20 protein-coding genes and 2 tRNA genes are annotated in these 23,989 nt (G+C 44.7%); 8 read left to right on the top strand and 14 right to left on the bottom strand.

The genetic code is table 11. The features are described 5' to 3' along the window. Positions 1–102: 102 nt before the first annotated feature. From ligA to ampD, 3 genes are all read right to left on the bottom strand, one after another. Entirely contained in the window at positions 103–2,553 is a 2,451-nt protein-coding gene (gene ligA, locus EL309_RS08840; RefSeq protein WP_004283686.1) for an NAD-dependent DNA ligase LigA, read from the bottom strand. A gap of 331 nt (positions 2,554–2,884) precedes the next feature. Further along, positions 2,885–4,147, bottom strand: coding sequence for a cell division protein ZipA C-terminal FtsZ-binding domain-containing protein (locus EL309_RS08835; protein WP_004283687.1), 1,263 nt, complete (start codon positions 4,145–4,147; stop codon positions 2,885–2,887). 109 nt (positions 4,148–4,256) lie between these two features. Beyond that, positions 4,257–4,808, bottom strand: a complete 552-nt coding sequence (gene ampD, locus EL309_RS08830; protein WP_004283688.1) for a 1,6-anhydro-N-acetylmuramyl-L-alanine amidase AmpD — start codon at positions 4,806–4,808, stop codon at positions 4,257–4,259. Positions 4,809–4,970: 162 nt separating this feature from the next. Here ampD and mltG point away from each other — a divergent pair, with 162 nt between their 5' ends. The 6 genes from mltG (at position 4,971) to EL309_RS08800 (ending at position 10,074) form a co-directional block, all read left to right on the top strand. Beyond that, positions 4,971–5,966, top strand: a complete 996-nt coding sequence (mltG, locus tag EL309_RS08825) for an endolytic transglycosylase MltG (protein ID WP_004283689.1) — start codon at positions 4,971–4,973, stop codon at positions 5,964–5,966. A 73-nt stretch (positions 5,967–6,039) separates the two neighbouring features. Continuing rightward, positions 6,040–6,675 carry a dTMP kinase gene (gene tmk / locus EL309_RS08820; protein WP_004283691.1) on the top strand — a complete coding sequence of 212 codons (636 nt, stop codon included), beginning with the start codon at positions 6,040–6,042 and terminating at the stop codon, positions 6,673–6,675. A gap of 210 nt (positions 6,676–6,885) precedes the next feature. Continuing rightward, positions 6,886–7,863: a DNA polymerase III subunit delta' gene (gene holB / locus EL309_RS08815; RefSeq protein WP_004283693.1), complete on the top strand. Its 978-nt coding sequence runs from the start codon at positions 6,886–6,888 to the stop codon at positions 7,861–7,863. Between the two features lie 11 nt (positions 7,864–7,874). Further along, complete coding sequence (locus EL309_RS08810) at positions 7,875–8,231, top strand: PilZ domain-containing protein (RefSeq protein WP_004283695.1); 357 nt, start codon at positions 7,875–7,877, stop codon at positions 8,229–8,231. 29 nt (positions 8,232–8,260) lie between these two features. Then, the gene (locus EL309_RS08805; protein WP_081463193.1) at positions 8,261–9,028 is read left to right on the top strand and encodes a TatD family hydrolase; all 768 of its coding nucleotides are present in this window, start codon (positions 8,261–8,263) and stop codon (positions 9,026–9,028) included. Between the two features lie 374 nt (positions 9,029–9,402). Then, a complete protein-coding gene (locus tag EL309_RS08800) occupies positions 9,403–10,074 on the top strand; it encodes a hypothetical protein (RefSeq protein ID WP_004283699.1) in 672 nt (223 codons plus the stop codon). A gap of 135 nt (positions 10,075–10,209) precedes the next feature. Here the strand turns inward: EL309_RS08800 and EL309_RS08795 are convergent, their stop codons facing one another. The 11 genes from EL309_RS08795 to EL309_RS08745 all read right to left on the bottom strand — a co-directional run bounded on the left by EL309_RS08795 (position 10,210) and on the right by EL309_RS08745 (position 22,109). Then, on the bottom strand, positions 10,210–11,226 hold the full coding sequence (locus tag EL309_RS08795) for a hypothetical protein (protein WP_004283701.1): 1,017 nt from the start codon (positions 11,224–11,226) through the stop codon (positions 10,210–10,212). 253 nt (positions 11,227–11,479) lie between these two features. Beyond that, the gene (locus EL309_RS08790; RefSeq protein WP_004283702.1) at positions 11,480–12,706 is read right to left on the bottom strand and encodes an HlyD family type I secretion periplasmic adaptor subunit; all 1,227 of its coding nucleotides are present in this window, start codon (positions 12,704–12,706) and stop codon (positions 11,480–11,482) included. A gap of 65 nt (positions 12,707–12,771) precedes the next feature. Further along, positions 12,772–14,937, bottom strand: coding sequence for a type I secretion system permease/ATPase (locus EL309_RS08785; protein WP_004283703.1), 2,166 nt, complete (start codon positions 14,935–14,937; stop codon positions 12,772–12,774). Between the two features lie 29 nt (positions 14,938–14,966). Continuing rightward, positions 14,967–16,235 (bottom strand): TolC family protein, encoded by a 1,269-nt coding sequence (locus EL309_RS08780; RefSeq protein ID WP_004283704.1) that lies wholly within the window; start codon positions 16,233–16,235, stop codon positions 14,967–14,969. A gap of 503 nt (positions 16,236–16,738) precedes the next feature. Continuing rightward, positions 16,739–17,311 carry a 50S ribosomal protein L25/general stress protein Ctc gene (locus EL309_RS08775; RefSeq protein WP_004283705.1) on the bottom strand — a complete coding sequence of 191 codons (573 nt, stop codon included), beginning with the start codon at positions 17,309–17,311 and terminating at the stop codon, positions 16,739–16,741. Positions 17,312–17,380: 69 nt separating this feature from the next. After that, the gene (locus EL309_RS08770) at positions 17,381–18,370 is read right to left on the bottom strand and encodes a ribose-phosphate pyrophosphokinase (RefSeq protein ID WP_107726504.1); all 990 of its coding nucleotides are present in this window, start codon (positions 18,368–18,370) and stop codon (positions 17,381–17,383) included. A gap of 193 nt (positions 18,371–18,563) precedes the next feature. Then, positions 18,564–18,639: transfer RNA gene (locus EL309_RS08765), tRNA-Gln, on the bottom strand. Positions 18,640–18,647: 8 nt separating this feature from the next. Continuing rightward, positions 18,648–18,723: transfer RNA gene (locus EL309_RS08760), tRNA-Gln, on the bottom strand. Between the two features lie 4 nt (positions 18,724–18,727). Next, positions 18,728–19,579, bottom strand: coding sequence for a 4-(cytidine 5'-diphospho)-2-C-methyl-D-erythritol kinase (ispE, locus tag EL309_RS08755; protein WP_004283708.1), 852 nt, complete (start codon positions 19,577–19,579; stop codon positions 18,728–18,730). Beyond that, complete coding sequence (locus EL309_RS08750; protein WP_004283709.1) at positions 19,576–20,178, bottom strand: outer membrane lipoprotein LolB; 603 nt, start codon at positions 20,176–20,178, stop codon at positions 19,576–19,578. Before EL309_RS08750 ends, ispE begins: the two co-directional genes overlap by 4 nt. A gap of 86 nt (positions 20,179–20,264) precedes the next feature. Beyond that, on the bottom strand, positions 20,265–22,109 hold the full coding sequence (locus EL309_RS08745) for a tetratricopeptide repeat protein (protein WP_004283710.1): 1,845 nt from the start codon (positions 22,107–22,109) through the stop codon (positions 20,265–20,267). A gap of 251 nt (positions 22,110–22,360) precedes the next feature. On the opposite strand from EL309_RS08745, the gene EL309_RS08740 reads away from it, so the two are divergent. Together EL309_RS08740 and mutM are read left to right on the top strand one after the other, a co-directional pair. After that, positions 22,361–22,996 (top strand): NUDIX hydrolase, encoded by a 636-nt coding sequence (locus EL309_RS08740; protein WP_004283711.1) that lies wholly within the window; start codon positions 22,361–22,363, stop codon positions 22,994–22,996. A 32-nt stretch (positions 22,997–23,028) separates the two neighbouring features. Continuing rightward, positions 23,029–23,856, top strand: a complete 828-nt coding sequence (gene mutM / locus EL309_RS08735; protein ID WP_004283712.1) for a bifunctional DNA-formamidopyrimidine glycosylase/DNA-(apurinic or apyrimidinic site) lyase — start codon at positions 23,029–23,031, stop codon at positions 23,854–23,856. The last annotated feature ends 133 nt before the right edge of the window (positions 23,857–23,989 follow it).

Here is a 23,989-nt window from a genome sequence, read left to right as displayed (position 1 = left end):
CAACATCCCAACAGCTTACGCAAGCAAATAAATATTTACAATAATTATTACATTAAATACTATATTTAACATTATATACGTTTTTTAAAATTATTGCATAACTCAGTTAATCAACAACTTCAAGCTCGCTTCATCCAATACCGCCACGCCCAGCGCATTGGCTTTTTCCAGTTTGCTGCCCGCCGCTTCGCCCGCGACCACATAATCGGTTTTTTTCGATACGCTGCCGGACACTTTCCCGCCCGCCGCTTCAATCATGGCTTGCGCTTCGTCGCGTTTCAGCGTCGGCAACGTGCCGGTGAGTACGAAAGTTTTACCGGCAACGGCTTGGTTGAGGCCGTCTGAAACGGTTGGTTCGTTTTCAGACGGCATCTGTTCCAGAAACTGCCGCATAGACAATAAAAGGGCTGCATTTTCGGGTTGGTTGCGCCATTGCTGCCAGTCGGCATTCAACGCATTGTCGTTCAACAGGTCGTCTATATTTTTGCCGACCAAATCCCACAAGGCGGCGGCTTTGGTTTCGCTGATTTTGAAACCGGGCAGGCGGCTGAGCCATTTGGCCGGAGTAACATATTGGGAAAGGGGCAGGGTAACGGCTTGGTTTTGCGGAACAACGCCTACGGCAAGCAGTTCGTCTATCATCGCCTGCTGCTCCGGTTGGGCGAAAAAATGGGCGATGGAACGGGCGACGACGGCACCGATGTCGGGCAGGCAGGCCAGCACCGGTTCGGGTGCGCGGCGTACTTTTTCCAGCGTGCCAAACGCCTGCGCCAGCACTTTGGCCGTGCGCTCGCCGACGTGGCGGATGCCGAGGGCGAACAGGAATCGCGCCAGCTCGGGCTGTTTGCTGGCTTCGATGCCGGCGAGGATGTTTTCCGCCCATTTGGTCGGCGACTGTTTTTTCACTGTTGTTTTGAGGCCGTCTGAAACCGTGCTGCCGGTGTCCGCAGCCTGCTCCTTATCGGCGTTTTCTTTCATCAACTGCAAAGTCGGCACGTCCAAACGGTAGAGGTCGGCGAAATGCTGCACCAAATTTTGGGCTACCAACTGCTCGATTTGCCGCTGGCCTAAGCCGTCGATATCCATCGCTTTGCGCGAAGCAAAATGAATCAGCCCTTGCGCGCGCTGGGCTTGGCACAACATGCCGCCGCTGCAACGGGCCACGGCTTCGCCTTCTTCGCGTTCAATTTCGCTGGCACAGATCGGGCAGCGTTCGGGCAGGCGGTATTGGGGGTAAAGCGGTATTTGTTCGGTTTGTACGTTTTCAGACGGCCTAACCGGTTCGGCAAACAAATCGTTTTGCAGGCCGTCTGAAACGGTTTCGGTAACGGTTTGCATCGGGCGGCGTTCAAGCACCACGCGCACCACTTCGGGAATCACGTCTCCCGCGCGGCGCACTACTACGGTGTCGCCCACGCGCACATCTTTGCGTTGCGTTTCGCCTTCGTTGTGCAGCGTGGCGTTGGTTACGGTAACGCCGCCGACAAATACCGGCTGCAAGCGGGCGACGGGGGTAACGGCTCCGGTGCGGCCGACCTGCACGTCAATCGCTTCGACCACGGTTAAGGCTTCTTCGGCGGGGAATTTGTGCGCAATGGCCCAGCGCGGCGCGCGGGAAACGAAACCCAGAGTTTCCTGCTGCGCCAAACTGTTCACTTTCACCACCATGCCGTCGATTTCATACGGCAGTTCGGGGCGTTTTCGCGACATGTGTTCGTAAAATGCCAGTATTTCGGCGATATTAGGGAAAACGCCGAATTGCCCGTGCGGCAGGCTGAAACCGAGTTCAAACAAATAAGCCAGCTCTTGAATATGCTCTTCCAAACGTGTACCGCCTTCGATGCGGGCGATGCCGTAAGCGAAAAAATGCAGGCGGCGTTTGGCGGTGATGCGCGAATCGAGTTGGCGCAGGCTGCCCGCAGCAGCATTGCGCGGGTTGGCAAACAGTTTTTGGTTGTCGGCAGCCTGTTTCTCGTTTAAGGCGGCAAAATCCGCTTTGAGCATCAGCACTTCGCCGCGCACTTCAAGCAGCGAAGGCAGGTTGTCGCCGCGCAGTTTCAGCGGGATATTGGCAATGGTTTTGATGTTTTGGGTAACGTCTTCGCCGGTGGTACCGTCGCCGCGCGTGGCCGCCTGAACCAGCACGCCGTTGCGGTAGAGCAGGCTGATGGCGAGGCCGTCGAATTTGGGTTCGATAACGTATTCGGGTTGAACGCCGGACAATCCGCCGCGCACGCGCTCGTCAAACGCCAGCATTTCGGCGTGATCGAATGCGTCGTTTTCGTCTTGCGGCGAAAAAGCATTGTTCAGCGACAGCATCGGCACGGTATGGCGCACGCTTTCAAAGCCGTCCAAAGGCATACCGCCGACGCGCTGGGTGGGGCTTTCGGGCAGGCGTAAATCGGGGTGGGCGGCTTCGAGGGCTTCGAGTTCGCGGAAAAGCCGGTCGTACTCGGCATCGGGCACGGTGGGCGCGTCGAGGGTATAGTATTCGTAGGCGTAGCGGTTGAGCTGTTCGGTGAGTTCTTGAATGCGTAATGCAATATTGTTCATGTGAAGACCGTCTGAAATATGGATGGTTTTTCAGACGGCCTCTTTTTGATACTTTGATGATAAAGGCCGTCTGAAATTTATAACCGGCAAATAAATCTATTTTTAATACAAAACCCCAAGCAATACGGAATCAAACTGTTGTTTGCCGCCCGACTAAGATTGGCATCATCGTTTTATTTCGGATTAGGATAAAGTTATTTGCGTAGATTAAGCCGTATTGTATAGAAAAAGCGTTCCTTTGCCATTCCTTCTCAATATTGAAATGATTTGAAAATACTAAAAAGGCCGTCTGAAAATTTTCAGACGGCCTTTTTATCATCAATATACCGGTTTAAGAGAACAGGCGCTGCGCCAACTGTCCGCTGGGCTCAATGCCGACTTTCTTCATTTCGTCCTGACGGGCCAACACATAACGGCGCACTTCAACCAGCCACTCGGTAGACAACTCCTCCAATTTGTCGTTGACCAAGTCCAAACTTAATTTGCTGGCCAATTTCACAGCCAAGTCCATGAAATCGTTGAACTGTTTTTCTCCGGCCGGAACATGCGGAATATCAAACAGCATACTGAAACCGCGGTAAGCCTGGCTGGAAAGCAGACTGGACGTAAACGGAGAGTTATCCAAAGTAATAATGCTGAACAACGGTTCGCCGTCTTTCGGATAGTGGAACGCGCCGTCCACACCCAATTCGAAATTTAATTCTTCAATAGCAGAACGCAATTCCAAACCGCTGACATTGGTGCGCGATACCAAATGCATGGCAATAGTTTGATCGACTCTTGCACACAAATCATCCAACGGACGGGCCACTTTCAAGAAAGCGTCGATATCGGTCAGCAACAGACTGCCGTTCATATCTTTGGCAAACTGGTTGGCCTGCTCGCCGAAACGCTCCAATTCCTGCACGGTTGCCAAACCGCTGCGGCTGATTGCCTGCAAACCGATGACAAAACCCTGGTAAGCCACGCCGGGAATCGGCTCGGCAATCTGGAAGCGTTCGTCACGGGTACAACCGGCAATCTGGAAACGGTGACGGCTCGATAAACGCGGAATATTGTGCAGCTCTTGCGGTTCGCTCAAAGCGATATAGGCCATGTAATCGAAGCGCGGATCAAACCACGGCAACTCGACTTTCGGCAACCCTTCCAAATCCAGAAGCAAGGTGCGTTTGCCGTCAACTTTGGTTTGCGACAAAACCGGAGATGCCATTTTCTTAAATTCAAATTCGGCTTCCGCAGCCGCTTCTTCTTGTTCGATAACGGCTTCTTTTTCGTTTTCTTGCACGCTTACCGTAACGTCTTTGTGAAATTCGTCTTCATCTCCAACGGTAAACAGATCGGCATTTTTTTCTTCTTCGCGGACTTCGGCTTCTACGGCTTTTTTATGTGCAAACGGCATGCCTTTCAAGCCTTTTTTCGCTCCGCCGTCACGCACGAAATCGGTTTTACTGTGCAGAAGCGCATCTTTGTCGGCATGGCCGAACTGCTCGCGTACCTGACGCTGGTATTTCTTTTCCTGATGGATATTGTAAGCCAGAACGGCGAGAATAATCGCCAATCCGATAATAATAATGATTAAAACCACATCGCTCATAGTTGTTTACAACCTATTTTAAACGGTTAGTCGGTGCAGGAACTGGAATTATAACCAAGTTTACCCATTCTGACAGTAAAGGCCGTCTGAAAAGGATTTAGCGTTATTTTTAACGGATAACAGGTATGCCCGAAGCGGTCAATTGCGCCCAATCAAAGAAATGTCCGGGATCGCTTTTCCGTCCCGGCGCAATGTCTTGATGCCCGGTGACCGCCTCAATCGGGTAATGTCCTGCCAAAGCATTCAGCAATTTGTTCAGACTTTGATATTGCAAAGCGGTAAAGGGTTCAAAATCGCAGCCTTCCAATTCGATGCCGACGGAAAAAGCATTGCACTTTTCCCTGCCCTGAAATGCCGAAATGCCGGCGTGGTAAGCCATATCGTCACATGAAACAAATTGGACGGTTCGACCGTGCCGGTCGATAAAAAAATGGCTGGAAACGCGCAAATCGGCAATGATACTGAAAAAAGGGTGTTCGACCGGATTAATCGTGTTGGTAAACAGCTTCTCCACCGCACCGCTGCCGTACTCAAAAGGCGGTAAAGAAATATTGTGCAGCACCACCAGCGTTACCCGCTCTCCCTCTGCCCGTTTACTGAAGTTCGGCGACGGTAGTTTTGCCGCCTGTTGCCACCAACCTTGATTCCAATCAGGATTCATAACCTTATCCTTAAAAATTTCAGACGGCCTCTCTGCCGCTGCTTCCGTCTTTTGTCCGCTTACCGAAAACCTGTTGGACAAACCGTTTGAAATAACGCCGCAACACAGTATCGGCAACTTATACTATACTGACACCCGATTATTTAACCGAACCATGCTACCATGTTGAAAAAGTTTTTAAAATGGTCGGCAAGCCTGTTGGTATTGCTTGCCGGCGTATGGGCTTTTCTTTTATTCGCCCCGAAAACCAACGAACAAACCTACCGCATGCGCGTTGAGAAAAATCAAGGCCTGTCTGCCGTCAGCAGAAAGCTGGCTGAAGATGATGTGATTTACAACCGGCACGTTCTCCTGGCCACCGCCTACCTGCTCGGCGTACACAACCGCCTGCATTCAGGTTCATATAAACTGCCCAAGCAAGTTTCCGCTTGGTCTATCCTGCAACGCTTGCATAAAGGCCGCCCCGATGCCGTTACCATCCGCATTACCGAAGGCATGCGTTTTGCACAAATGCGCAATATCATCAACAAAACCGACGATATCCTTCATGAAACGGCAGGCTGGAGCAACGAAAAACTGTTGAAACACATTGATCCGGATATCCTGCACACACACCCCGAAGGCCTGTTTTTTCCCGATACTTACGAAATCGACACCGACAGCAGCGATATTCAAATCTACAAGCTTGCCTACCGAACCATGCAGAAAAACCTGCAAACCGCGTGGGACGAGCGTCAAAGCGGCCTGCCCTACAAAACGCCTTACGAGCTGTTGATTATGGCCAGCCTGATTGAGAAAGAAACCGCACACGAAGCCGACCGAAAACATGTTGCCGCCGTCTTCGTCAACCGCTTGGCCATCGGCATGAGACTGCAAACCGACCCGACCATTATCTACGGTATGGGCGACAGCTACACCGGCCGCATCCGCAAATCCGACATACGCCGCGACACGCCCTACAACACCTACACCCGAAACGGCTTGACGCCCACCCCCATCGCCCTTCCCGGAAAAGCCGCCTTGGAAGCGGCCGCACACCCTTCTTCCGCCAAATATCTCTATTTTGTTTCCAAAATGGACAACACAGGCTTGAGCCAATTCAGCCATACCCTGGAAGAACACAACGCGGCAGTCCGCAAATACATTTTGAAGAAATAAAACCGTTCTCAAACCATCAAAGGCCGTCTGAATTTTCAGACGGCCTCTACCCGTAAAACGGAGTACCGTAATCATGAAACCGGCACAATTCATCACGCTCGACGGCATAGACGGCGCAGGCAAATCCACCAACCTTGCCGTTATCAAGGCTTGGTTTGAGCAACACAACCTGCCCGTACTGTTTACCCGGGAACCGGGCGGCACACCTTTAGGCGAAGAATTAAGGTCATTATTGCTAAACCCTGAAACCCAAGTCAGTTTGCGCACGGAAACCCTTTTAATGTTTGCCGCCCGCCAACAGCATATCGAAGACGTCATCCTGCCTGCTTTAAACGAAGGAATACACGTCGTATCCGACCGGTTTACCGATGCAACCTACGCCTATCAAGGTGGCGGGCGCCATATTCCGCTTAGCGATATCGAAACTCTGGAAAACTGGGTTCAAGGCAGTTTCCGCCCGGATTTAACCATTCTGCTCGACGTCCCTTTGGAAGTTTCACTCAACCGCATCACCCGTTCACGCGAAAAAGACCGCTTTGAGCAAGAAGAAGCCGAATTCTTTACCCGTGTACGCCATACCTACCTGCAACGGGCCGCAAAACACCCTGAAAAATATGCCGTAATCAACAGCAACCGGGAAAAGGGCGATGTTCGAAACGACATCGAACAAACACTCAACCGCCACTTCCAACTTGAACCTAAACTATAAACTGATTTCCAAGAAGACAAAGCCGCAATAAAAATATCAATGTAAAAGGCCGTCTGAAAAATGATGTTTTTTTCAGACGGCCTCAACCCAATACAAACGGCAAACTCCCTTTTAATTCCTAACGGCAAGCCGCACAAACCGGCCAAAAAACCCTAGCAGAAATCAAGCCTGTTTGCGATATAATGGCATTTTTCCGATAACGACCTGCATATGATTTATCCATGGCATCAACAACAATGGCAACAACTGTCATCAACCCGGCAAAACCACCCCAATGCCTGGCTGTTTATCGGCAAAGAAAACACCGGTAAAACCGCTTTTGCCTATCATACCGCCCAAGCCCTTTTATGCGAGCAGAACCCGGAATCGGGCGAACCTTGCCAAACTTGTCCTTCATGCCACTTGTTTAATCAAAGCAGCCACCCCGATTTCTATCTTCTGACACCGGAAATGCCCGAAGACGGCGCAATTGGCAGAAAACTTTTGCAAATCAAAATCGATGCCGTACGCAATATTCTCGATAACGTCCATCTCACCTCCGTTCGAGGCGGCAAACGCATCATTTTGATTGCACCGGCTGAAAGCATGAACCCACAGGCTGCCAACGCCCTACTGAAAATTTTAGAAGAGCCTCCCGCTGATGTCGTCTTTTTACTTGTCTGCCACTCACGCGACAAACTGCTGCCCACAATCAAAAGCCGTTGCCGGCAAATGCTGCTTCCCGCTCCCTCCCGAGCCGAAGCACTGGCTTACCTACATGAACACAATACCGAAAATGCTGAAGAGTTATTGGCATTTCACGCCGGAGCCCCACTCTTCCAAGCAACACCGGAAGCCGACAAACTGCGTACCGAATTATTGTCTTTATTAAGTTCGCCACGATTACTGGCCATTTTGGATTACGCCGCTACGTTTGATAAAAGCAAGTTGCCACTGGCCATTTTTCTAGATTGGATGCATAAATGGCTTTTGGATTTGGGATTATCGCAACAAAATACCCAGCCGCTTTATTACCCCGCTTATCGTGATGCGTTAAGCCAAACCGCCAAGCGAACCGACAAACTTCAACTGTTTGCATTAACCCAACGTCTGAATAAATTGAATCCTTACGGATATCATACCTTAAGTGTTAAAATACAACTTGAAGATATACTGATTGAATATTTACACTTTTGGCAAAATAAATAGGCACATCTATTATGGATACATTAACCAATCTTCCCGGCAAAATGATGAATCTGCAAATCAAAGACAAAACCATGCTCTACAACAGCTATATGCCGTTCTTAGAACATGGCGGCATCTTCATCCCCACGGAAGACATTTTTTCACTCAACGACGAAGTGCTTCTCGTACTGGAATTACCCAATCAAGCCGGCAAAAAATTCCTGCGCACCAATGTTGCCTGGATCAATCTGGCCCGCACGTCAGCCAACCGCCCCAAGGGTGTGGGACTGGCTTTCGGCACTGATGCCATCTGCATCCAAACCAAAAATGCCATTGAAAACGAACTGGGTAATTTGCTGAAAAGCGATAAGGCAACTTTTACTTTATAAACAAAACACTGACGCCGACAGACAATACCATGCAACTAATAGATTCACATTGCCACTTGAACTTCACAGGGCTAAGCGACCGCTTGCCCGAAATACTTGCCAACATGGCCGATAACCATGTGGCTAAAGCGCTTGCCATCAGTGTCAGCAAAAAAAGCTTTGAAGAAGTTTTGGCCATTGCGGAAAACCATCACAATATCTTTGCTACCGTCGGCATCCACCCGGATGAAAAAGATGCCGAAGAATTTACTGTTGAGGAATTAATCAGTCACAGCACACATCCTAAAGTTGTCGGAATAGGTGAAACCGGCTTGGATTACCACTGGTGCCAAGGAGATTTAACCTGGCAACACCAACGGTTCATCAATCATATCCAGGTAGCCAATCAAAGCAAACTGCCTTTAATCGTCCATACCAGGAAAGCAGCGGAAGACACCATACGCATCTTAAAAGAGCAGCAGGCACACGCCGGAGTCATTCACTGCTTTACGGAAAATGTTGCAATCGCCAAAGCTGCTTTGGATTTAGGATTCTATATATCATTTTCAGGAATCGTGACATTCAAAAATGCAGCAGAAATACAAGAAGCCGCAAAATATGTTCCACTAGACAGGATGTTGGTTGAAACCGACGCCCCGTTTTTAGCCCCTGTTCCCAAACGCAGCAAAACCAACGAGCCTGCTTATGTTAAATATACCGCTGAGTTTATCGCACAATTACGCTCTGCTTCTTTGGAAGAAATAGCAGCAGCAACTACGCAAAATTTTTACAATCTATTTAATAAAATTCCACAATAAATATGCTGTTTATATGTAACCTTAGAAAAATAAAGCCTCTGGAAGACCGGAGGCTTTATTATCAATTTAATATCTATATATCATAATTAATTCCACTTACATGTCTAATAAATATTTAAAATGCATCAAAAACCATTTATTTTAAAAAATGACCGCTTATCTTAAATTAAATATTTAAATATATTATTTCAAATAAAATAGTATCAAATGAAATATAATAAATACTTGTCTACATTCCCACGTTCAAGACAAAACCTGTAAAATTTAACTTTCTTAAACCGTACCAACCAACTTTTAATATTTACAAGTCATATTTATAAAAGATAAAATGACTATTAACAAAAATAAACTTAGCTTTTTCTAATGGATTAATAATGAATAAGCAAAAAAGATTTTATGACGTCTATGTCTCATATCCTCCCAACATCAGTAAAGATAGGATTGACGCTTCTATACGGGAAAACTTATCTGAAAAAGAAGCCGAAGATTTGATTTGGGCCTTAAAAGAACGCCCCCAAGCCATTATTGCCGAGCACTGTACCCCGGAAGAGCGTGAAAATGCCCAGCATTATTTCAGCTATATAGGCTTGGATGTCATTACCAGACGCTCCTTGGAGTTTGCACCCGAAGCAGAGCAGGAGCTTGAGGAAGACAATCCCAAAACGCTGTCACAATGTCCTGTTTGCCAAACCATGCTTGAAAATCCCGAAGCAACAGAGTGCCCTACCTGCCATGAATTTATCTATGCCCTTTCGGAAGAAAACATTGCAAGAAAACGCATAGAATGGCAAGAAAAACTGGCTTTCGAAGCCCGCAGGCAAAGTGAAATCGCCCACAAATTGCAGTTAGAAAAAGAAGCTGAAGAACAACGATTAAGGAAACAAATCCGAGCAGAATTAGAGCAAAAAATGAGAGAAGAGCAAGGTGGTAACCTGCTATCTTCTGCTCTCATGCCTAAAAAGAAAAATATTTCTGGAAACATTACCACCATTCTGCTTATGGTTGCAGTATTTGTGATCAGTTTTATTATTGCCCGGTTTTTATAATGCTTTAATTAGATACTAAGGCCGTCTGAAAACTGAACCTGTTGAAATTATACAGCAGCTAAAATAATGAAGACCAAATTCATCGTATGAGAAATTTGGTCTTTATTATTTTTCAATACAAGAAAGTATAAAAATTTATTTATTCAGATCACTGTAATCCAGCAACAAATAGCGTGCAGGCCGTTGTTTTTTAACGCTACCCTCATCACCCATCAACAACAAATAAGGTTTATCGTTAAATACTACAGATTCGACCGCTTCAATATTTTTCAGTTTGGGACTTTCAGGCAAGTTGAGCTCAACCAATTCGGATTCTGCTTTCCCATCCCAAGTCCACAATTGCGATTGGCCTTTGCCATTACTTCCCGTAACCTCGTTTGCCAATAAGTAGGATTTAAGAACAGGATCATAGGTTAGAGAGCGGATACCTCCACCTTTTAACTTTAATACCACCGGCTTACCAAATTTAGGCTGGGCTCCTTTTGAAAACATTGCATCATGGTTTTCGATCGGAACAATCAAGCTGAAAGGAGCTCGGAATGCTAGCAATAAACGATCGGTATGTTGATCATAATGCATACCCTCAACATTCATAGTGTGAAAATCAATACTGCGCCCGGTTTGCTGCTTGATACTTTGTAATATTGCATCAGAACTTCCTAAGGCATCTTTTAAGTTAGGTGCATAACTAATTTTCTCTGCCTTGTTCCCATTAATTCTAAAACGAAATAAATGCTCGCGATCTATAAGACGCTCATTTTGTTTTGTCTCAGAGTGAGAACTTATTGCGTATATCCAACCTTGAGAATCTTTGGACAACGCCTCTAAGTCGGTAAGCTGTTTTTTAAAGCCTCCCATCAATGCCGAATCATCATCCTCACTTTCTTTGAGGTGACCATCCTTGCCAAAAGACAACAGATTAAATGCACGTTTGGCTTCATCTTCTACAACCAAAATTCTGCCATCAGCAAGTTGTACAACCCCTGACGGCTCATACATCTGTGACAACTGATAAAAATTGGTTGTTTCATAATTCGATTCAGTTTTATTACCATGTTTTTGGCCATTTTCACTACCATCGGCACATGCAGGTAGTGCCATGCACGCAAGAGAAACAGCCAACAAACGGCAAACTGCCATAGATTTAAACATATTTTCTTCCCATTTTTAAGGTTACAGTATACTTTAATCGAATGATTTCAAAATATTCTTATCATTAAATTTAACAGAACAAAATTAGTCTGTTATTAGTGAAGTTTAAAAGCTAATTTTAGCAATCATAAAACCAATTGCTTTTTCGCTACTGCCAAAATGTCATATTAGATACCTTAATCCAAAATTAAATTCATTAAATATATAAAAAAGAGATGCCAAAGGCATCTCTTTTTCCTCGAGAAGCATACTATCAACGCTCTCTTAAAGCTTGTTTCATACGAGTAATCGGTTTAATCAAGTATTGAAATACCGTTTTCTCACCAGTCTTCACATCTACCGTTGCAACCATACCCGGAATAATAGGCATATCCTTACCATTTTTATCTTTCAAACTATTATTAGTAGTTTGAACCAAAATCCTATAATAAACCTGGTTAGGATCTAACTTCAAATCATTAGCACGTGCACCATTATTACTCATAGTGTCCGGACTAATCAGGGTTACTTTTCCATCCAAACCACCATAAATTGCGTAGTCATAGGCACTAATTTTCACCACTGCCGGCAGACCAGGACTTAAAAATGCTACATCTTGCGGGCGGATATAAGCTTCAACCAATAACTTGTCGTCCAAAGGTACGATAGTCATAATATCTTGACCTACATTAACCACACCACCGACAGTATTAATCTTAATATCTTTTACAATACCTCTCATAGGTGCACGAATCATTGCCCTTTCAACAGGATCCGCACGCATAGCCATATTTTCTTTTGCCTGAGCAAGTTCAGATTCTGCTTGTACCAACTCGTTATTAGCATCTGCCATATAACGGTTACGACGTTCTGAAATCTGTAAAGCCAAATCACTAGACTCACGTTTCATTCTTAAAAGTTCAACTTCAGAGACAACACCGTGAGCAACCATCGGCGCAGTAATGCTGATTTCCTTGTCTAGAGCAGCTTTACTGATTGTTAATCCTTGAATGGCATCTGTTACTGCTCGTCGGCGTGCCGAAAACGCAGCTTGCTCACGCTGGCGCAATTCTTTCCCTATATTAGTTGGAAAGACTAACTCAGTGCCATATGCTTCAGCTTTTAATCGCGCAATCATAGCTTCCAAGTTTTCCACCTTGGCTTCACTTTCGCGCAAAATTGCAGAGCTACGAGTATCATCCAATTTCAATAATACCTGATCTTTTTCTACTATATCCCCTTCTTTTACCTTCATTTCGGTAATGATACCAGGATCCAAACTTTGAACAATTTGCTCACGACTGCTCGGGATAACATTCCCTTGGCCTCTTGTCACTTCTTCGATAGGACTGTTATAAGCCCAAATAACTAAAACTACTAAAAAAACAAATAGTAAAATAATGACCCAAAACTGCCCACTATGTTTTTCTTTTTGCAACGCGGCATTCAAATCATTAATCAATGCCATGTCTTTGGATTTGACGTTTTGTTCGCTACTCATAATGTTAGATACCTTAACAAGGTTTAAATCAAGGCCGTCTGAAAAGCCTATCCATAATTTAACTTTTAAGCAGCCGCTTCCATTTCAACCTGCGGCTTATCATTTTTATTTTGATTTTCATTTTGCATTAACTTTTGCAAAACTAAATCTCGGGGGCCATCCATCACAACCCGGCCGTTATCCATAACTATAATACGATTCACTATTTGCAATACTTGGGGACGATGTGTCACCAAAACCATGGTTTTATCTTTACCCCATTGAGCAATCGCATTTAGAGCTGAACGCTCAGTTGCTTGGTCTAAACCGGTAGTCGGCTCATCCAACAATACAACTCTAGGATTACGTAAGGTCATACGTGCCAATGCAATAATTTGTTTTTGACCTCCTGACAAACCTAAACCGTCTTCACCAAGAGGCATATCTAATCCGCGCGGATGACTACGAATAATTTTATCTAATCCAAAACGTCTTAATGCAATCAACAAATCCTGATCCGTCGAATAGCCGTCCAAGCGCGCCAAATCCATATTTTCCCTTAAGGTTCCTAAAAATAATCTAGGGGATTGGCTCAACAAGACCACCTGATTTCTTAAAAAGTTAGGATCCAGCTGGCGCATATCAACACCATCTAAAGTAACGCTGCCTTGTTCAGTATCATATAAGCCACTCGCCAGCTTAAGCATCGTACTTTTACCACTACCGATACGGCCTAAAATACCTACTTTCTCACCAGGGCGGATATTCAAACGAAGATCACTTACAGCAGGACTACTATCTGCTTTATATTTAAACGATACATTGTCAAAGCCAATAGCACCTTGAACATAGTCTAAAGAAATGTATTTACGCTCGGGACTTCTTTCTATAGGTCTCTCAACGATTTGATTTAAGCCATCCAATGCCAACTTGGCCTGCTGAAAACGGGTTGCCAAACCTGCAATTTGAGACAACGGAGCCAGGGCACGACCTGACAAAATTACTGAAGCAATCAATGCACCCATGGTAATACGATCCGCATGGTTCTCTGCATGAATTAAATAGGTACCCAATAATACCAAGCCTACAGTATTAAGTTGCTGCATACATACTGCAAAATTAATCATGAAATTGCTGGTATCTTTAACCTTAATAGATGAAGCGGAAGTTTTTGCAGTATATTCATCCCATCTCTGTTGTGCCCAAGAAGTAGCATTATTGGTTTTCAGTGTCTCAATACCCTCAATCGCTTCTACAGCCAAACCTGAACGTTGAGAAGACTCTTTCATGGATTCATTAATATATTTAGACAGTGGGCGCTGAACTAAAAATCCTACAATCACAACAATCGGAATAATAGTTAACGGAACTAGGGCCAATTTTCCGCCGACAATTGCTATGACTGTAATAAACAGCAACAAGAAAGGTAAGTCCACCAAAGTCAATAAGCTAGCACTGGTCATAAATTCACGAACCGCCTCAAATTCTCGCAGATTATTCGCATATGAACCAGCTGAAGCTGGACGGTCTGCCAATCGCAAAGACATAACTCGTCTGAATAATGCAGAGCTAATAATTAAGTCTGCTTTTTTACCGGCAATATCAGTCAAATGTCCACGAATCAATTTAGCTGCAAATTCAAAACTGATTGCCAAAACTACACCTATACTTAAAACCCATAAGGTTTCGTACGCTTGGTTCGGAATAACCCTGTCATACACATTCATAACATACAATGAGCTAACCAAGGCCAAGAAGTTAATAATAAACGTTGCTAAAATTACTTGGTAATAATAACCTCTAAATCTCCAAATTACTTTCCAAAACCATGCTTTAGGCAAATGATATTCAGGCAAATCAGATCGAGCATCAGATACCATCTTAGGTTTAATAAACCAACAATAACCTAAATAAAGAACCGATAATTGGTCATGCGTTAACTCCTGCGCCAAACCATCTGTTTGACGTACTAAATATTTTCTCTCATTACCAGACCCCTCTATTTGTGTAACGACTGCTGCTTCTTCATTATGAAGAATCAAAACCACGGGCACTGCCAACGAAGGAATATCAACCAGATTTCTTTTAGAAAGCGTATTTTCAAATCCGTGGCTACGCAAAACCTCTGTTAATGAATGAAAATTAACATTTAAATTTTGATCCCGTACTACCTCCGCCGAAAGCGCCGCTTCTGAAACCGGAGCCCCAAGCAAACGAGTAGCTAAAGCAATGTGTTCAATTATAGATTTCATAATAATTCTTCTGTATTGAAAATAATATATTAATCTTTCCGAGGTGCAATACCGGCCCAACGGGCAACTTGAGATTGAGAAACCAAGTACTCCAATGCAGCATCCCTAAAGTCATTACGGGCAGTTATATTTTCCTGTTCTATACCAGACAATTCATTATAAGCTCCCAAAACATCAGTTAATGTTCTTCTGGCAATTTTGAATTGCAGCTCATAATTTTTAACGACTTCTTTTTGCGCAGAAATATGTTGCGCCGTAATTTCTGCTCTCTGTTCGCTTTGCAACATGTCAATTTCAGATGTACGTGCCTTCTCTTCCACATCCCGAAGAATTTGCTCTGATTTAGATTCCGCCGCAATCAAAGCCTGTGCATTTCTTTCAACATTATGCCTGGCCGCCATATCTAGAACATTCCATGACATATTCAGATACAGCTCTTTTCTATCACGAGTAACACTACCTTCAAGATTAATCGCAGGCAACCGTTCGGCTTTAACAACATCCAAGTCCGCATGAACACTATTGCGTTCCGCTTGCTGAGCCAAATAAGAAGGATTCAAGCTTTTATTATTATAATTTTTAAATTTTTCAATCAAAGCTTCAGCAGAATACCCCCTGAAAGGATCCTCTAAATCTTTTGCTGTAAGCCTCTTACCTGTATACTTAGATAGCCTACTAAGTGATAATTCCATTGTACGACTAAGCTCGGCAATCCTAGTTTTTACCTGTAACTGACGAGCTTGAGCTTCTACCAGCTCCGATCTACGGCCACTATCATATTTAACAACAATACCCAAATCTTTTAATAGATTATTGTGTCTCATCAGACTTTGCTGATTAACCAGTAATGATTCTTTTGCACGCAGTGCTGAAATATATAACTTACCTATCTCATTACCCAACTGTTCTTGTGTTTCAAAATATTTATGGTGTTGGTACGTTTCTTTGTGCTTATCACGGCGAACTGCTGCATTTATTCCACCCCAAGAATAAAGATTCAAGCTTCCCCTTACACCAAAACCGCTTTCCACATCATCACTGTCATTTTTGTGTTTTTGCGCTAACATTTGAGTGCCTGTAAGAGCTAAAACCGGGAAATGACGGGCACGTGTTGCTTTTGTAGTACTTTTTGCTGCATTTTCAGTTGCTTTCGCTTCCAAAAGCACGGGATCAGAAACCAAAGAATACCTTAAAATTTCTTGGAGTTCTTTTGCTTCAATATGCTGCATTCCACATACGCCTAAAGCTGCAACCAGAGCACCTTTTAATCCGTAATTTTTCAATATATTTTTTCGCATTTTATTCAGACTACCAAAGATTATCTGTGCTATTTTATTTTTGATTTACAGCCAACTTAAAACCATTAGCCAATCCGTTTTATACAAACACATCTTAATTAATAATTAAGATGTGTAGAATACCATTTTATTCAACCTATTCTCCAGAAGAAAGATAAAAGGTCAATATTCCCCCTTGAAAGTACAATACAAAGGTACTAATACTAAGGTTATTATTTTACATGATAATAACAAGACAATTGGATATTTCCTTAAATAAGTAGAATTGTTTTTCTCATTTTGTATTTTTTACACACTTATTAGAAAATTTTGCACACATAATTAAAATATCATAAAACTATCAAAAATTTATAAACCAACACGGAGTCATACTTGATTACACCTCAAATTAGCAAATATATCTATAGACATCAAAATTAAAGAAATATTGCAATTATCTTTAAAATAAAAAAACCCATCTTTAACACTATTAAAGATGAGTTTTTAATTAAATAAATTAATTATTAACGTTTTTTACCCGTTACAGTAGCTACAGCCAAATTTGCATCACGCTTCAATGCAACACTAGCAACGCCTTCCGGGAACTTGATATCTGACAAATGCAAAATATTACCGGCTACCACAGAAGAACAATCTAATTCTAAAGCAGCAGGAATATCTTTTGGCAAAGAAACTACTTCAACAGTAGTATTCAAAAGTGATACACGACCGCCTTGCAGCTTAACAGCTTGTGAAGTTTCTGCATTAACAATATGCAATGGAACACGGATACGAACAGGTTTAGTTGCATCAACAGCTTGGAAATCGATATGTTGAACTTCTTGACGGAATGGGTGCATTTGGAAATCGCGCACGATTACGTCTTGGGTTTTACCATTCAAAGTCAATTTAATCAAAGCGGTGTGGAAAGACTCTTTCGCCAAAGCGTAGAATACTGTTTTGTGATCTACAGTAATTGCTACAGGCTCCTGACCCTCACCGTACAATACAGCAGGAATTTGGCCTTCGCGACGCAGGCGGCGGCTCGCACCAGTGCCCTGATTTTCGCGAACAGTAGCTTGAATTTCATATGTCATAATTTTAAAACTCCAAAAAAGTAAAATTAACCGTCCTCCACCGCGACCAGTTTTCAGACGGCCTCTATATTAAGGCAGTAAAACACCGCCAGTTGTTGTTAACACATCTTCGTTAAAAAGATATGAAACAGATTCTTCATTGCTGATTCGACGCACCGTTTCGGCTAACAGACCTGCAATTGTTACTTGACGGATGCGGTCACAGTTCCGCGCCGCTTCCGACAAAGGTATCGTATCCGTTACTACAACCTGATCAATATCAGAAGAAGCAATACGAGTTACTGCTTCACCAGAAAACACCGGATGTGTGGCATAAGCCAAAACACGGCTTGCTCCCCGCTCTTTTAAAGCAGAAGCAGCTTTACACAATGTATTAGCCGTATCAATCATATCGTCCACGATTAAACAAGTACGGCCCTGAATATCACCAATAATATTCATTACTTCCGCTACATTTGCTTTAGGACGGCGCTTATCAATAATCGCCAAATCAGCATTTAATACCTTTGCAACAGCTCGTGCACGAACAACGCCACCGATATCGGGACTGACAACAGTCAGATTATCAATACGCTGCTGTTGAATATCGTTAATCAAAATAGGCGTAGCATAAATATTATCTACGGGAATATCAAAAAATCCCTGAATCTGGTCAGCATGTAAATCAACAGTCAAAACACGGTCAATACCTGCGGAATACAGCATATTGGCTACCAGCTTTGCAGAAATAGGCACACGAACAGAACGTGGACGACGATCTTGGCGCGCATAACCAAAATACGGAATAGCAGCAGTAATGCGACCGGCAGACGCTCTTTTCAAAGCATCAGCCATTGTTAATATTTCCATTAAATTATCATTGGTCGGTGCACAAGTAGGCTGCATAATAAAAACATCCCTGCCGCGAACATTTTCCAGCAATTCAATTGCTACTTCGCCATCTGAAAACTTGCTAACAGAAGCATTACCCAAAGAAATATCCAGATGTTTAACAACCTTTTGGGCTAATTCCGGATTAGCATTACCAGTAAACACCATTAAACTGTCGTACGCTGCCATATCTTCATTACCTGAGTTGATATATTGTTTTTGCTCAGAAAACATTACGCTTCCTTTCGAGCGGAACTTTTGCTGAGTGCGTATTATACGCATAATATACTGCTTATAAAAGTTTATATTTTCAACAGCGACACAAATATAAACTCCGCATAAAATATAAAAAGCGTGTAAGTTAACTTACACGCTTTTTATTTGGCTGGGGAGGAAGGATTCGAACCTTCGCATGCTGGAATCAAAATCCAGTGTCTTAACCGCTTGACGACTCCCCAATAAAGGGTGGCTGGGGAGGAAGGATTCGAACCTTCGCATGCTGGAATCAAAATCCAGTGTCTTAACCGCTTGACGACTCCCCAACTTTCATATACCAAACATAGGATGCAGGCTTAAACCTTCAACACAATATGTTTCATATATATTTGAAACTTGGCTGTATACTGTTTTAGCTTCCTGACGGCTTGAAAAACTCAAAAACAAACATGATCCGGAACCTGTCATTAATGGTTTTCCAAAAGATTCCAAGTATTTAAATACTTCTAAAACCTCAGGATAATTTTCCAAAACAACCGCTTGCATATCGTTTCTGAAAGGCTGTATTGCTTGGAAAGTCGGCATTATGCTTGGTTTGGAATCCCTTGTCAAGCGCTCGTTTGCAAAAATTTTTACTGTACTGACATGCACATTAGGGCGGACAATAACATACCATTGTTTCGGAACGGCAATTTCAGATAAATGCTCACCTATTCCTTGCACAAAAGCATTTTTCCCGAAAATGAAAAACGGCACATCTGCACCTAGTTTCAAGCCCATCGACATTAATTTTCCGGTTGGCAAACCGCACTTCCAAAGCTTGTTTAATGCCAATAAAACTGTCGCGGCGTCCGAGCTTCCTCCGCCCAAGCCGCCTCCGGTAGGAATTTTCTTATCCAACCAAATATCGACGCCCAATTTAATACCCGTTTCGATTTGCAAATCTCGGGCTGCGCGATAAGTTAGATCTTGTTCTTCCGGGATACCGTCTGCCGGATTATGCAAAATAATTCTGCTGTCTTGGTTTCTTACCGATAAGTACACCGTATCATACAAACCAACCAGACAAAAAATACTTTCCAAAAGATGGTAGCCGTCTTCTCGTCTGCCGATAATCCTTAAATCGAGATTCAACTTTGCAGGTGCGGGAAACGGTATTGCATATTGAGGAGTCTCCATCATTTCATCCTGGCTTCACACTGTTGCAACACCTGTTTGCCATTGCTGCTGTTTATATGGTCAAACACCAAGCGCAAACCTAACTTTGGATTTTCCATAGACAGCACTTTAGTTGTGCCTTTTTCTGTAAGCGTTCTCGAAATAATCCAATCTTTTTGTTTCAGACGGCCGCTAGGCAGTAATTCATAAGGCAGATCTCTTACCCAATAACCATGGGTCCAAACATGCAGATATTGTAGCGGCAATGCAAAACCAAGTAATTGTCTGCTCAAGTCATCGGCAGAATCGGCCTGATAGGTTTTACCGTTATGATCAACAGCCAATACACCTTGTTCGTCCCGACATAACTGCCCTAAAGTATTTCCCAACGGGCTGTTAATATTGATGGTTTGTACTGACCGGTTATATTGCCAGTCAAAATTGGCATACGAACCTTTTCCTTCAACCTTGACCGCCAAACGCCCCTCTGCTTCAAACGCTTGAATGTCTTTAGGCTCCTGCCAATATCCGCCTTGCGGCTCCGGCACTCCGACGCAAGATGCCAGCAGCAAGACAAAGCTGCTTAACGCCGTTTTTGCAAACAATGTTTTATGTTTAATCATTATCATGATTTTTCCGAATTTTTATACCGTTTAAATTTTCAGACGGCCTTTTTTCAGACTGCCTCTATAATCAATCGAATCCATACTTATTTGGTTTTTACCGCTTTCTTTTGCGGAAATACAGCTATGCCCAACCGTTTCCGTGTTTGCATAATAATTCTTTTATCGCCCTTAATTCTACTGTCGGCAAAAACAGCTTGGGCTTTCTGCTTTTCCCCTAAACTCCATAATACTTCGCCCAGATGTGCCGCCACCTCGGCATCGGGATATTCCTGAAAAGCATATTGCAAATATGGCAATGCCGATGCCGCATCACCCTTCAGATAATAGACCCAACCCAAGCTGTCGTTGATTGCGGCAGATTCAGGGTTGATACGGTATGCCGATTCGATTAATTTAAACGCTTCTTCTATATCGTATTTTTTCAAAGACAACATCGTATAGCCCAAAGCATTCAAGCCTTCCACTGCATCCGGATTAACCTCAAGATAAGCACGGAAATCGGCAACGGCTTTTTCAGGCTGGTTCAATTTTTCCACATAGAGCAGTCCGCGCTGATACATCGCACTCGCCCAATGTTCGATACGCCCTTGCTTACGTGCTTTTGAAGCAATTGCAGTCAACTCCGCAACCGCTTGTTCGGGCTTGGCAGTGGTATTTGCCAAAACAATCAGATAAATTCCCTGTAAATCGTCGCTATTGAAAAACTGGCCTTGTTGCTCCGGCAGCTTCAACGCACGTCTCGCCTCCGATAAGGCCAATTTCCAATTTTCCTGCTGTGCCGCAATAGAAGCAGACAATACCGCTTTATCAAAAACGAAATCCGGAGAAACAATTCTGTCTGCCCATTGTTTGGCTTTGGTAAATTCACCTGCCTCGGCATTCCGCATCGCACCAATAAAGGCGGCACGGCTCCTTTGTTCTTGAGTGGCATTTTTCAGCGCTTTTTCCAAATACTGGTTGATAACGGCAACCGGCTCTTTTTTCTCGATAGCGAAAAAGGCCATCTGAATATACAGATTCGGATTGGGATTTTGTTCCAATAAAGCCTGAAGCCTTTGGTATGCTACTTCCAAATCGCCTTTCTGCATCAGAACAGCCACTTCCATTTCCTGCCACACCGGCGAAAGTCCGTCGGTATCCGCATCCGTAAAGAAGCGTTCCAAAATTTTCGGCGTACGTTGTGCCAGAATGCGCAATGTCGCCGTAGTAGGCGGCAACATCTCGTTATCCAACTTGGACAGCTTCTGCAAAGCGGAAACAGCCGCTTCCTCGCGTCCGCTTCTGGCACTGAACACCACATCCGCAATCGCCGCTTCCGGCAACTCGGGGTAACGCTGCGCCGCCTGATGAACGGCATCTACTGCTTTACCTGCCAAATCAGACTGCTGAATACTCATCTGTGCCAACAACAGAAAAATCCTTCTAACCTGTTCTTCCGTAACATTATCCAGCACATCGTTCAATTGCTCGGCCGTCCAATCCGTATCGCCTTTGACCAAACTGCGTGCCCAAGCCATACGGCGTTGTGCTTTGCCGGGAACAGGTTCTATTTTTTGCCACATCTGAAAAATCTGTTCGGCCTGTTCGTAGGCATGGATAGACACCGCCATTTCCATCGCCCGCTCCGCCACTTCCGGGTCTTTGGTTTGATGAAGCAGCATCATGTAAGTGCCCAACGCCGTACCCGCATCGCCTTTCTGCAAAGCAATTTCACTACCCAACAAAGCCAAAAAATGCCCCGCTCTCGACTGTACTGCCAAGCGTTGCTCATGGGCGCGCATAGTATTTTGAATAAACTTGTCCGTACGCTCCGTTTTCGTTTTTTGCGCTGCCGGATCATTTTCGTTTGCTCCGAAAGCCAAGCCCGCGCATCCCAACATCAACGCGGCAATTATTGGACGGACACGGGTTTGAAAACCAAAAAACATAGCATTTCCTTCGTAGTTTATTCACAAAGCAAGCAGCCTTATTTTTTCAGACGGCCTGTTCAACATCAAAATCGTGTGCCTACTTTATCATAAAGCACAGCCATTTGCCGACACAGCCGCCGCTTCAAAACAAGCCGCCGTATCCGAACACCCTTACCCACCCTATACAACGGATTGCTTTTTAGGTATGTTTAGCGACTGTCGCCACAACGGACACGCAACAACAAACCACCATAAAAAACATACGTACCATGACACAAGAAGAACTGACCGACTTTTACCGGCAAGCCCACCGCTACCCTGCCCGCGGCGGTTTGGAGCGCAACCGCCTGTTCGCCTCAAACACAGCCGTTAGCGCCGCCGTGTTACTGGCTACAGTTTATAAAGACGGGCAATGGCAGATTCTGCTGACCCGACGCGCCGAAACCCTGCGCCGGCACAACGGGCAAATCGCATTTGCCGGCGGCCGATATGACAGCACCGACACCAGTCTGACCCACACGGCGTTGCGTGAAACTTTCGAAGAAACCGGTATTGCCGCACATCACTGGAATACCTTTTCACCATTCACCCCCTATTACACCCCCTCCGGCTATTCGGTTCTTCCCGTTCCCGCTCTGTGCGCCCACAACCCTGAAACCCTGATTAATACAGATGAAGTGGCCGAAATCTTTTACCTACCGCTAACCTTTGCCCTGCAACAGCAACACTATCAAACCAGGGCAGTCAAACACGGCCAAACCGTTCTCAGGCTTCCCGCACTGCCTTATCTCGATTACGATATTTGGGGATTAACCGCCATCATTCTTTACGACTTGGCAGAACGCTACCGGCTGTATACCGAAACATCAAACCCTCCCATTTTTTCAGACGGCCTCAACAAATAACCCAGCCGCTTTATTTCATAGGATATTCCTCCATGCCCGAACTACCCGAAGTCGAAACCACCCTGCGCGGCATCGAACCGCACATCCAAGGGCAAACCGTACAAAACATCACCATACGCCAACCCAAACTACGCTGGCCGGTTTCCCCCGATTTACCGTCAATATTGCAGCATCAACCCGTTTTATCCTGCAACCGCCGCGCCAAATATTTATTAATCCGATTCCCGACAGGCATTTTACTGATTCATTTAGGCATGTCCGGCAGCCTGCGTATTTTTACAGACGGCCTCAACCAAACCGTACAAGCCGGCAAGCACGACCATATCGACATCGTCTTCACCAACGGCACCCTGCTGCGCTACCACGATCCCCGACGTTTCGGCGCCATGCTGTGGTTTTCCGGCGCAGAAGAACACCACCCTCTACTGCAACATTTAGGCCCGGAACCCTTGAGCGACGACTTCAACGCCGCCTATCTGCATCAAAAAATCAGTAACCAGCAACGTGCCATTAAAACCGCATTAATGGACAATGCCGTTGTCGTCGGCGTGGGCAACATTTATGCCAACGAAAGCCTGTTTAAATCAGGCATCTCACCGCTGCGTCCTGCCCGTTCGCTGACATTGGCAGAATGCACGCTTCTGGTCGGCAACATCCGTGCCGTATTGCAACGCGCCATCGAAACCGGCGGCAGCACCTTGCGCGACTTCGTCAACAGCGACGGCAAAAGCGGATATTTCCAACAGGAATACACCGTTTACGGGCGGCAAGGACAGTCCTGCCTCCAATGCGGAACCGAAATTATGAAAACCACCATCGGCCAGCGTGGAACCTTCTACTGCCCGATTTGCCAAAAGTAAGCAGTTGGAATTCACAAAATCCCTGCCCCATAAAAAACAAAAGTCCGCCCGTTTAAATACAGGCGGACTTGTTCTTTCAATCATTATTTAAAGAATCAGCCGGTTTGCACAAAATACCAATACAGATTCCGTG

Source organism: Neisseria weaveri, assembly GCF_900638685.1.
GTDB classification, from domain to species: domain Bacteria; phylum Pseudomonadota; class Gammaproteobacteria; order Burkholderiales; family Neisseriaceae; genus Neisseria; species Neisseria weaveri.
This window is presented reverse-complemented; position numbering and strand designations above follow the sequence as displayed.